General features: G+C 46.1%; 18 protein-coding genes. 15 read left to right on the top strand and 3 right to left on the bottom strand.

Going from position 1 to position 13,804, the window contains the following annotated elements:
* Positions 1-36 precede the first annotated feature (36 nt).
* The 3 genes from IRJ16_RS14510 to IRJ16_RS14520 all read right to left on the bottom strand — a co-directional run bounded on the left by IRJ16_RS14510 (position 37) and on the right by IRJ16_RS14520 (position 1,547).
* Positions 37-342, bottom strand: coding sequence for a DUF6520 family protein (locus IRJ16_RS14510; protein WP_194112325.1), 306 nt, complete (start codon positions 340-342; stop codon positions 37-39).
* Positions 343-460: 118 nt separating this feature from the next.
* The gene (locus IRJ16_RS14515) at positions 461-898 is read right to left on the bottom strand and encodes a MauE/DoxX family redox-associated membrane protein (protein WP_194112326.1); all 438 of its coding nucleotides are present in this window, start codon (positions 896-898) and stop codon (positions 461-463) included.
* 82 nt (positions 899-980) lie between these two features.
* Entirely contained in the window at positions 981-1,547 is a 567-nt protein-coding gene (locus IRJ16_RS14520) for a Crp/Fnr family transcriptional regulator (protein ID WP_194112327.1), read from the bottom strand.
* 180 nt (positions 1,548-1,727) lie between these two features.
* On the opposite strand from IRJ16_RS14520, the gene IRJ16_RS14525 reads away from it, so the two are divergent.
* The 15 genes from IRJ16_RS14525 (at position 1,728) to IRJ16_RS14595 (ending at position 13,658) form a co-directional block, all read left to right on the top strand.
* Positions 1,728-2,984 carry an aminotransferase class I/II-fold pyridoxal phosphate-dependent enzyme gene (locus IRJ16_RS14525; protein ID WP_194112328.1) on the top strand — a complete coding sequence of 419 codons (1,257 nt, stop codon included), beginning with the start codon at positions 1,728-1,730 and terminating at the stop codon, positions 2,982-2,984.
* An 11-nt stretch (positions 2,985-2,995) separates the two neighbouring features.
* A complete protein-coding gene (locus IRJ16_RS14530) occupies positions 2,996-3,841 on the top strand; it encodes an RteC domain-containing protein (protein ID WP_194112329.1) in 846 nt (281 codons plus the stop codon).
* Between the two features lie 161 nt (positions 3,842-4,002).
* On the top strand, positions 4,003-4,506 hold the full coding sequence (locus IRJ16_RS14535) for a hypothetical protein (RefSeq protein WP_194112330.1): 504 nt from the start codon (positions 4,003-4,005) through the stop codon (positions 4,504-4,506).
* 22 nt (positions 4,507-4,528) lie between these two features.
* Complete coding sequence (locus tag IRJ16_RS14540) at positions 4,529-4,822, top strand: DUF4134 domain-containing protein (protein WP_228080170.1); 294 nt, start codon at positions 4,529-4,531, stop codon at positions 4,820-4,822.
* The gene (locus tag IRJ16_RS14545) at positions 4,819-5,127 is read left to right on the top strand and encodes a DUF4133 domain-containing protein (RefSeq protein WP_194112332.1); all 309 of its coding nucleotides are present in this window, start codon (positions 4,819-4,821) and stop codon (positions 5,125-5,127) included. Before IRJ16_RS14540 ends, IRJ16_RS14545 begins: the two co-directional genes overlap by 4 nt.
* Complete coding sequence (locus IRJ16_RS14550; RefSeq protein WP_194112333.1) at positions 5,114-7,561, top strand: TraG family conjugative transposon ATPase; 2,448 nt, start codon at positions 5,114-5,116, stop codon at positions 7,559-7,561. Before IRJ16_RS14545 ends, IRJ16_RS14550 begins: the two co-directional genes overlap by 14 nt.
* A 12-nt stretch (positions 7,562-7,573) precedes the next feature.
* Positions 7,574-7,888: a hypothetical protein gene (locus tag IRJ16_RS14555; RefSeq protein WP_194112334.1), complete on the top strand. Its 315-nt coding sequence runs from the start codon at positions 7,574-7,576 to the stop codon at positions 7,886-7,888.
* Entirely contained in the window at positions 7,885-8,553 is a 669-nt protein-coding gene (locus IRJ16_RS14560; protein WP_194112335.1) for a conjugal transfer protein TraI, read from the top strand. The genes IRJ16_RS14555 and IRJ16_RS14560 overlap by 4 nt, the downstream gene beginning before the upstream one ends.
* On the top strand, positions 8,540-9,169 hold the full coding sequence (locus tag IRJ16_RS14565; protein WP_194112336.1) for a hypothetical protein: 630 nt from the start codon (positions 8,540-8,542) through the stop codon (positions 9,167-9,169). Before IRJ16_RS14560 ends, IRJ16_RS14565 begins: the two co-directional genes overlap by 14 nt.
* 10 nt (positions 9,170-9,179) lie before the next feature.
* Positions 9,180-9,800 (top strand): TerB family tellurite resistance protein, encoded by a 621-nt coding sequence (locus tag IRJ16_RS14570; RefSeq protein ID WP_228080172.1) that lies wholly within the window; start codon positions 9,180-9,182, stop codon positions 9,798-9,800.
* 11 nt (positions 9,801-9,811) lie between these two features.
* Positions 9,812-11,014 carry a conjugative transposon protein TraJ gene (gene traJ, locus IRJ16_RS14575; RefSeq protein ID WP_194112338.1) on the top strand — a complete coding sequence of 401 codons (1,203 nt, stop codon included), beginning with the start codon at positions 9,812-9,814 and terminating at the stop codon, positions 11,012-11,014.
* Positions 11,015-11,019: 5 nt separating this feature from the next.
* A complete protein-coding gene (gene traK / locus IRJ16_RS14580; protein ID WP_194112339.1) occupies positions 11,020-11,634 on the top strand; it encodes a conjugative transposon protein TraK in 615 nt (204 codons plus the stop codon).
* A 2-nt stretch (positions 11,635-11,636) separates the two neighbouring features.
* Positions 11,637-11,864 carry a hypothetical protein gene (locus tag IRJ16_RS14585; protein WP_194112340.1) on the top strand — a complete coding sequence of 76 codons (228 nt, stop codon included), beginning with the start codon at positions 11,637-11,639 and terminating at the stop codon, positions 11,862-11,864.
* Position 11,865: 1 nt separating this feature from the next.
* Positions 11,866-12,885 carry a conjugative transposon protein TraM gene (traM, locus tag IRJ16_RS14590; RefSeq protein WP_194112341.1) on the top strand — a complete coding sequence of 340 codons (1,020 nt, stop codon included), beginning with the start codon at positions 11,866-11,868 and terminating at the stop codon, positions 12,883-12,885.
* A gap of 14 nt (positions 12,886-12,899) precedes the next feature.
* A complete protein-coding gene (locus IRJ16_RS14595) occupies positions 12,900-13,658 on the top strand; it encodes a hypothetical protein (RefSeq protein ID WP_194112342.1) in 759 nt (252 codons plus the stop codon).
* Positions 13,659-13,804: the final 146 nt, after the last annotated feature.

Genomic DNA, 13,804 nt, shown 5'->3' on the forward strand with positions numbered 1-13,804 from the left:
AGTCCGTCTCAGTTATATCCTGAGACGGACTTTTATTTAGTTGCTGAAGCCGTTAGGCACATCGATGGAAACAGCATGGCTGATGGCATCGTTATAGCTACTGGCGGTATTTGGATCGTAGGTGGCATCAAAGGTTGCCTTACAAACCCGGTTGGAAAGAGTACACGAGTTGGACAGGTTCATCGTTGACCAGACGTTTGAGGAATTACGTTTCCACTGCTGGGTAGCCTGTTTTGCAGGCTTGTGCACATTAGAAGCAAAGGCGGCAGATACACCTACAAATAAACCTGCTAAAGCTAAATTCATTTTCATGGTACGCATAATGATGTATGCTTTATTCAATCAAAAAGCACAAAAAACTTTGGTTTAATATTAATTTGATTTTACTACTCTTGTCGATGGTAGATGTGAACGGCGGACGGTGATCATTTTCGAAAACGGTCAGCGGCAGAAAGGATAATTATATTTGCGGAGACCTCCTTTCTCTGATGCTCCAACGTATGCCGAGAAAACTGATCAGCGTAAAGAAAAGATTGAATAGCAAATGCGTAGTCCAACCCATGGATCTGAGTACCCCGCCACATGAGCATGGTGTCCTGTCATAATAGCCCGCAATCACAAGTAGGATATAGGTCGTAAATAATACCATCAGCAGGAAAGAGATCATTAACCCTGTAAGCCTGGTTCTTTGAAAAAGTATCAGTACCGCCGTTACGATCTCTAATGCAGGCAAGGTTGTTATCAGCAGGTCAGCCAGCCAGGCGGGAAATTCCTGATTGTACATTTGCTCGCGAAAAGCCTGCATATCAAGCAATTTGCTTACGGCTGTATAAACGAATAATAAGATCAGTAAAGCACTGATCATCTCGATGGCTAAGGTTCGTCTGAGATAGTACATACCCAAATCTACCTACGACCTCAAATTTTTACAGATAAAGGCAATTACGAGTTTGGTGGAAAAAGATCACCATTTTCTGTGATCAATTCTCTTTTCCGATCAACCTGCTCAGGTTTTCACGGGTCATATTCAGATATGATGCAATAAATTTCAACGGGACTTCCCGGAAAATCATCGGGTGAGCTTTTCTGAAATCCCGGTAGCGTTCCTCGGCGCTCTTCGACAAAAGGCGGCTTTTAAACAGTTCAGTAGCCCGGTATTTTGCGATAAAATATCTGATCAGTTCATCACCTTCGGGATATTGTCTGATCGCGGGAATTTCGGCATAACGCACTGTTAGCGCACGGGTAAGTTGCAATGCCTCCACGTAATGATCGATCTGATGCGAAAGATAGCCCTCCCAAAAGAACAATAGTTCGCCGGGCAGATAGAAGGCTTCTGTTATTTGTTTACCCTGGTCGTTAAAATAATAAGTACGTACGATACCAGATGCGGTCAGCCACATACGATGATGCTGGTTACCCGGCGAGTCGATGATCTGATGAGGTTGATAGGTCTCTTCAACAAGAAGCGCAGATAATCTCTCCTGAAAAACGACCGACAAGCCCAGGGTTTTGTGTAATTCTGCAATGATCTCTGCTTTATTCATATCGCTCAGTTTCGTGATGGGGCCAGGTCTGAAAAAACTCAAAGAAACAGCTGAAAACACCGCCAGGTGGTGACATAGAAAAATATAAAGCGAAGGTTAAATTTTTGTTAAAATAGTTCACCATGTCACCATTTCGGGCTTTTTTAACCAATAAGTTTATGTGTTTTTACGCCCTTACACATGACCATAGATTTTAAAAAAGCAAGTTTTAAAGACTTCGAGAACATTCCGGGATGGGATGCTTTTCAAACCGCTGATGAGTTTCAACGCTACCTTAATTTCCTCCGGGAAAACGGCCATCTCAACTATCGCATAGAATCTCTCAGCCCGGTCGGGCCGGAGATGCAGCTGAGACTTCCAGGGAAAACATCAGCGACAAATGCGATCTGTCTGGTATCAAATGATTATCTCGGATTTAGCCAGCACCCTAAGATCAAAGAGGCGGTGATCAAAAGCATCAGGGAATTCGGAACAGGCTCCGGCGCTTCCCCGGCCATTGGCGGCCACTTCAGTTATCACCAAGAGTTGGAAGCAAGGATCGCCGCTTTCTACCGACGGCAGGATGCCATTTTATACACGACGGGCTATACGGCCAACAGTGCATCGTTGCAGTGCCTGCTGCATCCGGAAGACATCGCTATCCTGGATATGGCGGTTCACGCCAGTGTTTATGAGGGCTGCCTGAACACCAACACCAAACAATTCATTCATAATAATCTGGAACACCTTGAACAGATCCTCAAACTGTCAAAGGACAAGTACCGCACCAAGTTTGTCATCGTTGACGGCGTTTACAGCCAGGACGGGGATATCGCGATCCTTGATGAGATCGCCAGTTTAACCCATCAATATGGAGGTTACCTCGTAGTAGATGATGCCCATGGGATCGGCGTAGTTGGCGAAACGGGCCGCGGCGTGATCGAAATGTTTAACCTGTTCGACCAGGTTGATATTATCACAGGCACGTTCAGCAAAGCACTGGGAAATATTGGCGGCTACGTGATCGCCAAAGCGGAAGTGGTCTACTACCTGAAATACCAATCCAAGCAGCATCTGTTCTCAACCACAGCAACACCGGCGATCGGTGGCATCATCCGTGCCATTGAACTCATCGATGAGGAACCGCAATGGAAGGCAAGCCTATGGGATAATATCACCTATCTCAAAAGCGGGCTTATCTCACTGGGTTTCGATGTTGGGACAACTGCGTCTGCGGTGATACCGGTCAAGATCGGCGAGATCGCGAAGACCCTTGAAGCTGGTAATCTGTTGCTGAAAGCAGGGGTTTATGCCAATCCTATTATGTATCCGGCAGTATCGAGAAAGAATGCCCGGATCAGAATGAACGTTATGGCTACCCATACCAAAGCACACCTGGACAAGGTGCTAAACGCATTTGCGGACATTGACCTTAAACTGAACCTTACATCCAAATAATCTACCTACCTATGAGAACTTATACTGACCGCATCTATAACGCGATGGCTAACCAACTGAACGAGCTGAATGTAAACAGCGGTTCACATGCAGAACAACTCAAAGAGTCGATCAAGGTCTGCAAAAAGGCAATGACAAAGCTTAAAAAGTTTATTTCAGGTTACGCTTTCGATAACGAAAATGAAGAGATCATCTTTTTTAAGGAGATCAAGCCTTTGTTTTACAGCAAGTACATTTATTTCATCAATGTCTATAATTTTCTGATGCAGTTCCCGGCCGGCGGTGAAGAGGCGGTCGTTAGTTATATCAATTTTCACTTGTCCGATCTGCAACGCTTTTTCGATAACAACAAGGCTTTCTATCAGTATTACCGTTCGGGCAGTTCGCAGTTGGATCAGGTATATTTTACACGCGGTGGCTTTGACGTGCAGATGGAACTGGAGGATTTTGAAGAAGATGAACTGTACAGTACCAGTCACGATTATAAGCTTTCAAAGATCATTGCCAACGAAAAGTTCCAGGACTATCTCCGGTCGGAGCATGCACGGGTCGGCAATGGTCATATCACACCCATAGAATCAGGCAAGATCTTCCCTTTTCAACACCCTAACTGGACAGCAAGCCCAACTGACGCCGTCGAACTCATTTACTCCCTGAAAGCGTCCGGGTCGGTCAATAACGGTAACGTAGATGTCAGCGAGTTGGTCGCCATCTTTGAATTTGTTTTTCAGATGGAGATCAAAGAAACCTATCATAAGATCATTGACATCAGCCGGAGGAAAAAGATGATCCCCATATTTCTCAGTAAGCTGACAGACGCCTTGCTTCGGCTGATCAATGACAAACTGAGCGCCTGAGCATCACGCGTTCAGCGTATTGTGATCCAATTGAGGCCATAATAACCATTCTATCAGGATAAACGACACAACCTGCGCAGGTGTTGTAATATAAGATCTTCAGCGCTCCTGACCTTTGTTTAGCCCGGCAGCATGGTGCTTCCGGGACTAATACAAAAGGTATGTTAAACGCTATTTCCTGGCAGCAATATCTGACTGCCATTTTACTATTGTGCGTTGCCTGGTATGCGTATGTCGGGCTTCGGTTCTATTCAAAAGAGATCGCTGCGAAGTTAAAGATCAAAGCGGTTGTTAAAAGTCAGCTGCCGCCGGTAGCCACCCGTTCAAATGTGGTTATGGGCGCAGCCAAAGCGGACCCGGATGCCGGTGTCCATCCTGCGGATGAGCTGATCTTCGGTTCGGCCGAACCCGACGACATCGATGATCAAACCCTGCCTGCCGGCCCTTCCGACGAACTGCTCGCTGAAGCAAAGGTACTGGTCACTGCCTACAGCGATAATAACGACAAGAGCGAGTTCCTTTCGCTTTTTAAACTACTGATCGGCAAATACGAAGTTTTCAGCGATGAGATCAGCCTGCCCGCGATCATACGACCGCTGCGCGAGTATGCAGAAAGCCGTTTACCTTTTTCCGTGAAAGAAACGGAATGGCCTTTAACCTTTTAATTCCACGAGTATGAAGACGAACATGAGAAAATTTTATGCGGTCGCGGTACTGCTGCTGCTGAACATATCGGCGTTTGCGCAAGATGGCAATGCCGGTATCAATGAGGCCACGAATCAGGTCAAAAGTTACTTCGCGACCGGCACCAATCTGATGTATGCGATAGGCGCTATCGTCGGCTTGGTAGGTGCGATCAAAGTTTATAAGAAATGGAACGATGGCGAAAATGATACCGGTAAAGTTGCGTCGAGTTGGTTCGGCAGTTGCATCTTTCTGGTTGTGGTCGCCACGGTTTTAAAATCATTCTTCGGCGTATGAGTTACCAGATCAACAAGGGCATTAACAAGCCCATCGAATTCAAAGGGCTGAAAGCACAATATATCGGTTATCTCGGCGGCGGCCTCGTGGCCCTGCTCGTGCTTTTCGCTGTGCTTTACCTTATTGGCCTGGCGGTTTACTTGTGCATTTTGGTTATAGGCGGTTTAGGAGGTGGCTTATTCTACAAGGTATTTCAGTTAAGCCATAAGTATGGCGAGCACGGCCTGATGAAAAGGAATGCCCGCAAGTATATACCGGATTATTTAAAATTCAGATCAAGGAGGCTTTTTTATGAAAAACGCTGAACAGGCATTTCCGATCTACAAAGTAGAGCATGACAGCATCCTTTCCATGCAGGGTGAACTGAGCATCGCTTTTGACATTCAGTTGCCCGAGTTGTTCACGCTGTCGAATGATGAATATCTCGCTTTCCATCAAACCTGGGTCAAAGCGATCAAACTGCTGCCTAAGAACAGCATTTTCCATAAACAGGACTGGTTCGTGGAAACCGCCTATCAGGCAACATTTGGTGATAAAACCTTTCTAAGCCATGCAAGTGAGAAGTTCTTTAATGAGCGTCCATATCTCGCTCATCATAGTCTGATCATCCTGACCAAAAGGCCTGAGAACTACCGTCAGGTGACCAGTGCGACGAGTAGTTTGCTGCGGAAGCGGCTTACGCCTGCGGAAAGTACCGATGCCGAACTTTTCAGAAATTTCAATGACAGCGCGGGGCAGTTCAAACGGGTCATGGAAGACAGCGGATTAGTAAAAATGCGCAGGCTCAGCGATGATGAGCTGGCCGGAACGCTGGTTTCCCCCGGTGTGCTGGAACAATATTGCTTTCTGCTCGGGCGCGATGATGAACCTGAATTGAAGGATATTCATTTAGCGGACGGCATACGTATCGGCGATAACAGCTGCCAGCTCTACACGCTGGCTGAAGCAGAATATTTACCTGCAATGTGCGGGCCACGGATCACCTATGACCAGTATAGCACCGATAAAACCAAATTCAGTACAGGATTTGCAAGTCCCGTCGGGGCCTTGCTTGACTGTAATCATATTTACAACCAGTACATTTTCATTGAAGATGGCGCCAAAACGATCAAAAAACTGGAAGCAAAAAAGCTGCGGCTGCAATCGCTGTCTGCGTATTCCCGCGAGAACGCTATTGGCCGTGATGCCACCCAGGACTATTTGCATGAGGCGATCAGCCAGCAGCGGCTTCCGGTAAAAGCGCACTTTAATATAATGGCCTGGACGGATGACGTCAAAAAACTTAAAGACATCAAGAACAAGGTAAGTTCCGCGTTGGCCCAACTCGATGCTCAGCCAAAGCAGGAGACTGATGGTGCGCCTCAGATCTGGTGGTCGGGACTGCCGGGCAACAGTGGTAATTTTCCGGTCAATGACACTTTTGACACATTCGTTGAGCAGGCCGCATGTTTTTTCAACCTGGAAACGAATTACCGCAGCAGCCTTTCACCCTGCGGCATCCGTTTGGGTGACCGCTTGTCGGGCAAGCCGCTGCACGTTGACCTGAGCGATGAACCGATGAAAAACGGTATCACAACGAACCGCAATAAATTTATCCTTGGACCATCAGGAAGCGGAAAATCTTTTTTTACCAATCATTTGCTGCGCAGTTATTACGAACAGGGCGCTCATATCGTACTGGTGGATGTTGGGCACAGCTACGAAGGGCTGTGCGAGTTCGTGGGTGGTTATTATTTTACTTACTCTGAGGACAGCCCGATCAGTTTTAATCCATTTTATGTTGGCGAAGGCGATACACTCGATACCGAAAAGCGGGAAAGCATCAAGGCGATGATCCTGGCGCTTTGGAAGAAAGAAGATGAAGGCGTGCAACGGTCAGAATACATTGCCATTTCCGATGCGCTGTTCCATTACTACGAACAGTTAAAAAGCTTTGCCTGCTTTGATACCTTTTACGAGTTTTTAAAAGGTCCTTTCTACGACACGATGAAGCAAAGCAAAGTCAAAGATCAGCATTTCGATATCGACAACCTCTTATTCGTTTTAAGGCCGTACTACAAAGGCGGCGAGTATGATTACCTGCTGAACGCTACCGAAAACCTCGACCTGTTGCATCGCCGCTTCATTGTTTTTGAACTGGATAATATCAAAGATCATCCTATTCTTTTTCCGGTGGTGACGTTGATCATTATGGAAACTTTTGTCAGCAAGATGCGGAAGCTGCCAAAAGAAACCCGCAAAATGATCCTGATCGAAGAAGCATGGAAAGCGATCGCCCGCGAAGGCATGGCCGAATACATCAAATATCTTTTTAAAACCGTCCGCAAGTACTTTGGTGAAGCCTTAGTTGTGACACAAGATATCGAAGACATCATCTCGTCGCCGGTCGTTAAACAAGCTATTATCAATAATAGCGATTGTAAAATTCTGCTTGACCAACGCAAGTATCAAAATGACTTTCCAAAGATCCAGCAATTGCTTGGCATTACGGACAAGGAAACCGCACTCATTATGAGTATGAACCGGGCCAATGACGAACGCTATAAATACAAAGAAGTATTCATCTCCCTCAATGGCCAATTATCGCGGGTTTACCGAACCGAGGTCAGCCGGGAGGAATATTGGACCTACACTACCGAATCAGCTGAAAAAGCAAAGGTGAAAAAGTACAAAGCAAAATACGGCGACATCCGCAAGGCTATTGCGGTGATCGTACAGGAAGAACAATTAACTAACTAAAATCAATGCAGTATGAAAACGAATCTGATCAAATGCGTGGCAGTATCGACTGTCGTCATTTTTTCTGCATGTGGCAGTGAATCTCCGGATGGTATTTACGTAGCAAAATGGAAGAATGAGTTCTCTGTGGCTGACGACACCATAATTATAAAAGATAATATTGTAACCAAGCGTACAGGCTACCAAAAAATCAGGAATGGCAAATTAAAACCAAAAGAATGGAGCGTTCAAAGGTGGAGGTTTAATGACCCAGATTCGCCTGTTATTGAACCTGGTGAAAAAGAGATAAGTATTGGAACAACTACTTATAAATTGATTGAACCATGAAAAGATTAGCTGTAATTCTTACAATAGCACTGATTGGTCTTACTAATCGTTCTTCGGCCCAAATCGTCGCCGCTGAAGCGATCAAACTGGTCGTCAAAAAAGTCATCAAAGCGATCGATCTTAAGGTTCAGCGGATGCAGAACCAAACGATCTGGCTGCAAAATGCGCAAAAAACCATTGAAAATGAATTGTCCAAGTTCCGGCTCGACGAGATATCCAATTGGACGGATAAGCAGCGGGCACTATACGATGGATACTACAAGGAATTATGGAAAGTAAGATCAACGATAGCTTATTATCAACGGATCAAAGACCTCTCCATCCGGCAGATCGCTATGATCGGTGAATACAGACGAGCCTGGCAACTTATCCAGTCGGATAAGCGTTTCAGGCCCGAAGAGATCACAGAAATGGGACGTGTTTACGTTGGCATTCTTGAAGCCAGCGCCAGGAACCTGGATCAGATCATGATGGTCGTCAATCCTGGAAAAACGCAGATGACCGACCAGCAAAGGCTGGAAGCTATCAATCTGGCAGGTGACCGGCTTGATGAGAACTACAGTGACCTGAAGCAATACAACAATCAGAATATGCTTTTGAGTCTTCACCGCGGTAAGGACCTGAACGAGATACAAACCATCAAAAATTATTATGGCCTACATTAAAACAACCCTCTTGCTGTTGCTGATAAGTTCCGGCGTGCGGGCCCAGAGTTTTTCTGAATGGTTTCGCCAAAAAAACACACAGAAGAAATACCTCACCCAGCAGATCGCTGCGCTGCAGGTTTATAGCGGATATCTGTCAAAAGGTTATCGTATCGCTAAAGGCGGTTTGGGTTCTATCGGTGGCTATGTTGGCCGCGAATTCGACCTCCATGGCGTGTATTATGACCGGCTTGATCACGCGGGTATTGTTGTGAAAAGTGATCCTCAAACTGCGGAAATACTTCGCTGGCAAAGCGATATCATCAGCCAGTCAGAAAAGATCAGGAAGGTGGCCGGCCTGAACAGCAATGAAAAGGATTATGTCGGTAAAGTCTGCAAGGCATTGCTGGACGATTGTGAGGCAAGGTTGAATGACCTTGAGGTTATCCTCGGGGATCATCAAACAAAAATGTCTGACGAAGAAAGAATCCGGCATTTGGGGAGGCTTCACCAAGCTATGCAGGATAATTACCGTTTCTCCGCCACTTTTTTAGTACAAATTCAGCTTTATGTCAAGAACAAAAGCCAGGAAAAACAGGATGTTAACTCTTTGAATCAATTGTATGCAAATCAATAAAATTTTCGGAATGATGATCGCGTCAATACTGATCGTCTCCGCTACAGGTGTCCGAGCTTATGCTCAATCGACGGAGTTACAGCAATTGCTGCTGAACATCGAAAAGCTAACGCAATTCAAAGCTATACTTTCAGATATGAAGAAAGGTTATCAGATCTATCAGCAAGGTTATGGCACGATATCAAACCTTTCCAAAGGGAACTTCAACCTGCACAATGTTTACCTGACAGGCTTGATGGCGGTCAGCCCGGCGGTACGCAATAATCCAAGGGTCGGACAGATCATCGGGCAGCAAAACGATATTTTAAACGAATATCGCAGGTATTCCAATTTATTCAGGCAAAGCGGGTCTTTTAATAATAATGAGTTGAGCTATATGGATAACGTTTTCCGGCAATTGGTCAAACAAAGCAACGCTAACACAGATGATCTGGTGAGTGTGACCACTGCCGGTAACCTTCGCATGTCGGACGACGACCGGCTCCGGGCTATAGAGCGGATCTACAACGGTAGTGTTGAACAACTACAATTTCTAAGATTCTTTAACCGAAAGGCAGTCATCCTTAGCTTGCAGCGGAGTAAAGACCTCCATGATACCCGTTCACTTAAAAAACTCTACGCTATAAACTAAAGCCCACCAGCATGAAAAAGAAGATATTTTTCAGCGTTTTTTTGACGCTGACAGGGATAGGCATTCCCTTACTTTCCCGCGCCGACGGCCTCGCAGATGATATTCACGAACTTCAGAGCGTCCTCGATAGTGTATACAATGAGATGTTGCCCTTATGCAGTGACCTGATCGGCGTTGCCCGCGCGATCGCCGGTTTCGGGGCGCTGTGGTATATCGCCGCCCGAGTATGGCGTCATTTGGCCAGCGCTGAACCGATCGACTTTTATCCGTTGATGCGTCCTTTCGGATTAGGTTTGGCGATCCTGCTTTTCCCGACCGTGATCGCTGTGATCAACGGTGTGATGAACCCGGTGGTCAAAACTACCGCTGGCATGGTGAAAAATTCCGACGCAGCCATCGCTAAGCTATTGGCGCAAAAACAAGCGGCAATAGAAAAAACGGATACCTGGCAGATGTATGTCGGCGACGATGGTGATGGAGATCGGGACAAATGGTATAAATACACCCATCCGGAAGATAAAGATGGCAGCAACGATAAACTGTTAAAAGGTCTTGGCAATGATGTCAAGTTTGCTATGGACAAGGCCGGTTACAAGTTCAGAAATAGCGTAAAACAATGGATGAGTGAGGTGCTACAGGTCGTTTATGAAGCAGCTGCGCTTTGCATCAATACGATCCGGACGTTCTACCTCGTCGTACTTGCTATTCTGGGGCCGCTCGTTTTCGGCTTATCCGTTTTTGATGGCCTTCAGCATGTCTTGACCACCTGGCTGGCGAAATACCTCAATGTTTTTTTGTGGTTACCGGTCGCCAACATCTTCGGAACGATCATTGGTAAAGTGCAGGAAAACATGCTGAAGCTGGATATTCAACAGGTTAATAATGCCGGTGACACATTCTTCAGTTCTACGGACACCGCTTACCTCATTTTTTTACTGATCGGCATAGTCGGTTATTTCACTGTCCCGGCGGTCGCCGGTTACATCATCAATCCGGGCGGCAGTAATGGCCTGCTCAATAAAGTCACTAATCTTACACATATCGGCCTGAGTTCTGCGAGTTCGATGTCAACGACTGCCGGGGCAAACGCCGGTGAACGTATGGCCAGTGGTGCCACCAACATCATCAATACACCAAGCTATATCCGCGAAGGTTACCGGTCAGCAGGCAATGATCACCAGGCAGAAAAATTAAACGGAAATGCAAAAAACTAAAAGCTATGTTCACTCACCTCAAAAATATCGAATCTGCTTTTCAGCAAAATAAAAGGATCGTCGCCCTGGTTATCATCACCAGTGCTATCATTTCTGTCGCGGCGATATATTTCGCCTTTGCGGCTTACCAAAAGTCATCGGCGCATATTTATGTGCTGGCTAACGGTAAAGCACTGGAGGCTATAGCAGCCGACCGGAAAGACAACATTCCGGTAGAAGCCAGGGATCACATCAGGATGTTCCATCATTATTTTTTCACCCTTGATCCCGATGAAAAGGTGATCAACGGCAATATCAGTAAAGCGATGTATCTCGCGGATGAGACCGCCCGCACCCAGTACAATAATTTAAAGGAGAAAAGCTATTACAACAATCTGATCTCCGGTAACATCAGCCAGAGCGTAGCTGTTGACAGCATCCAGTTGGATATGAACAGTTACCCTTACGCTTTTAAGTGCTTTGCAACGCAAAAACTGATCCGCTCAAGTTCTACCATCTATAAAATGCTGATCACACAAGGCTACCTGAGAAACGTGAGCCGCTCTGATAATAATCCGCATGGTTTCCTGATACAGCATTGGGAGACTATTGCTAACCGCGACACCACCATTATCAGATAGCAATGTTCAGAAATATCATCGACCGTTTCAGCCGCTGGTTCAATGACCTGCGGGGCGACAGACCGGTATTCTACTTCTTCGGCTTTTGTCTGGTTTTTCTTGCATTGCTATGGCTATGCGTACGGTACGTTCGGTTTGACGGAAAAACCTACAACAACCGGTTACCCGGAAATATTGGCAAACCATCCGGCTTGCTACCAACTGATTCATTAACCCTTAAAAAACACTGATATGGAAAAGCAACGAAAATTCCTGCTCGTATTGCCTTTACTGGTCATTCCTTTCATCACAATGGCCTTTTGGGCGCTTGGCGGCGGCAAGTCCGGCCAGCAAGAGATTGTTCACAACTCCGGCCTGGACACTGATCTGCCGGAGGCGCAATTTAAGCAGAAAGACCGCTCAGATAAAATGGAGATTTACCAGACCGCACAGCGGGACTCATCCCAGGACGGCATCAGTCCGGCATTTCTAAAGTCAATTGGCATGGACAAAACGCCAACCCAAGATCCGGTAACGACGCCGGATGACCAGGCTCAAAAGATACAGACCAAGCTGGCTATGCTGCATAAGCAACTTGATCAGCCACAGAACCCTGTTGAACCCGCCGCTTCCTACGATTATGGTGAACCAGAGAAGGTCAGGCAAATCAAGAAAATGATGAACAGAGCCAATACGGAGAATAATAAACCTGACCCTGAAATGCAGGAACTGAGTAAAATGCTGGATAAGATCCAGGCAATTCAAAACCCTTCGGCAGTGCAGACCAAACCTGCTGTTACTGAATTTGCAAAACCATTTCGCGCTATTCCGGCCGTGATCGACGGTAAGCAAAAAGTGGCAGATGGTGCTTCTGTTAAGCTTCGCCTGACCGACACGGCGACGATCAAGGGCCAGTTATTGCCCAAAGGGCAGGAAATATTCGGCTCGTGTCAGATCACTAATCAGCGGCTGCTGCTTACTATTCAAAACATCCGGCTGGATAAACAGATCGTGCCGGTCAGCCTCGTCGTATTCAGTTTGGATGGTATGCCGGGCATCCCCGCGCCCGAAGCGGAACTGGCAGGTGCTGCCGGGAATGGAGCAGACAATACCATTCAAAGTATGCAATTGCTCACCATGGACCAGAGCCTCGGCGTTCAGGCTGCTGCGGGCGGCATCAATGCCGCAAAGGACCTTTTCAGCAAGAAGATCAAAAAGATCAAAGTTAAATTGAAGGATGAATATCCGGTTCTTCTAAAGATCAATCGTTAATTAAATCAAATATTATGAACACGGAAAATTTAAGCTATCTGCAAAAGCAATTGCTGAACCTTGGGTTCGGTGAAAAATTGAATGATGAACTGGCAAAAAACATTAAAGCCGGAAAAAAAGAATTCACGCTGACCACTGATCAGGAATACAACAAGCAAAGTGTAGATTACACTTTACACTACAAAGAAGGCAAAACCAATGAGATGTATTTCTTTAATAAATACGATGCCTCGCTGCGGGAAAAGGACATGCAGCAGACCTTTTACATCAACAAAATTGGCGGCATTACCGCGAAGGAAGCCTACAACCTGATGGAAGGCCGGGCAGTGTACAAGCAACTGGAAAATCTGGAAAATGAAAAGTACAATGCCTGGATCGTGATCGATAAAGAGAATAAGACGGAGAACGGTAATTTCAAGCTGAAGACCTTCGGTGACGGCTGGAATTATAAGCCGGAACGTGCCGTGGATAAGATCGACATCGTAGGTATAAACGAAACCGGTGCCCGTGACAAACTCATGAAATCCCTTGAAAAAGGGAACCGTCATCAGGTAAGTGCGATGAAAGATGGTAAGGAAGTAAAACTGTTCCTTGAAGCCAACCCGGCCGAGCATCGTGTTAACCTGACCAATTGGAAAGGCGAAGCTCAGCAATTGGAACATTACAAGAAGGCGGATCTCAAGAACGACAGTAAGAAAGATCAGAAACAAGCGCAGGGCCAGGAGGCTGCGCCCGAAAAAAAGTCACGCAAAGGCGCTAAAATGAAGGTATAATTTTATATTGTGCCCACTGACCAGCGTTCCGCCGGTCAATTGTGATAAGGTTCCTCTAAAAAAGAAATAGATAAGCAGCCGTGGGTATGAAAATACTTGCGGCTTTTAATTTAAAAAATAAGTTTCCTCTACGTTCTCTTAGAACA

The sequence above is a fragment of the Mucilaginibacter myungsuensis genome, from assembly GCF_015222005.1.
Classification (GTDB): domain Bacteria; phylum Bacteroidota; class Bacteroidia; order Sphingobacteriales; family Sphingobacteriaceae; genus Mucilaginibacter; species Mucilaginibacter myungsuensis.

Coding starts and splice junctions, on each gene's coding strand:
- IRJ16_RS14515 (WP_194112326.1), bottom strand. CDS start 898: ATGTACTATCTCAGACGAACCTTAGCCATCGAGATGATCAGTGCTTTA.
- IRJ16_RS14525 (WP_194112328.1), top strand. CDS start 1,728: ATGACCATAGATTTTAAAAAAGCAAGTTTTAAAGACTTCGAGAACATT.
- IRJ16_RS14520 (WP_194112327.1), bottom strand. CDS start 1,547: ATGAATAAAGCAGAGATCATTGCAGAATTACACAAAACCCTGGGCTTG.
- IRJ16_RS14595 (WP_194112342.1), top strand. CDS start 12,900: ATGAACACGGAAAATTTAAGCTATCTGCAAAAGCAATTGCTGAACCTT.
- IRJ16_RS14555 (WP_194112334.1), top strand. CDS start 7,574: ATGAAAACGAATCTGATCAAATGCGTGGCAGTATCGACTGTCGTCATT.
- traM (WP_194112341.1), top strand. CDS start 11,866: ATGGAAAAGCAACGAAAATTCCTGCTCGTATTGCCTTTACTGGTCATT.
- IRJ16_RS14550 (WP_194112333.1), top strand. CDS start 5,114: ATGAAAAACGCTGAACAGGCATTTCCGATCTACAAAGTAGAGCATGAC.
- traJ (WP_194112338.1), top strand. CDS start 9,812: ATGAAAAAGAAGATATTTTTCAGCGTTTTTTTGACGCTGACAGGGATA.
- IRJ16_RS14530 (WP_194112329.1), top strand. CDS start 2,996: ATGAGAACTTATACTGACCGCATCTATAACGCGATGGCTAACCAACTG.
- IRJ16_RS14560 (WP_194112335.1), top strand. CDS start 7,885: ATGAAAAGATTAGCTGTAATTCTTACAATAGCACTGATTGGTCTTACT.
- IRJ16_RS14540 (WP_228080170.1), top strand. CDS start 4,529: ATGAGAAAATTTTATGCGGTCGCGGTACTGCTGCTGCTGAACATATCG.
- IRJ16_RS14565 (WP_194112336.1), top strand. CDS start 8,540: ATGGCCTACATTAAAACAACCCTCTTGCTGTTGCTGATAAGTTCCGGC.
- IRJ16_RS14535 (WP_194112330.1), top strand. CDS start 4,003: ATGTTAAACGCTATTTCCTGGCAGCAATATCTGACTGCCATTTTACTA.
- IRJ16_RS14570 (WP_228080172.1), top strand. CDS start 9,180: ATGATGATCGCGTCAATACTGATCGTCTCCGCTACAGGTGTCCGAGCT.
- IRJ16_RS14545 (WP_194112332.1), top strand. CDS start 4,819: ATGAGTTACCAGATCAACAAGGGCATTAACAAGCCCATCGAATTCAAA.
- traK (WP_194112339.1), top strand. CDS start 11,020: ATGTTCACTCACCTCAAAAATATCGAATCTGCTTTTCAGCAAAATAAA.
- IRJ16_RS14585 (WP_194112340.1), top strand. CDS start 11,637: ATGTTCAGAAATATCATCGACCGTTTCAGCCGCTGGTTCAATGACCTG.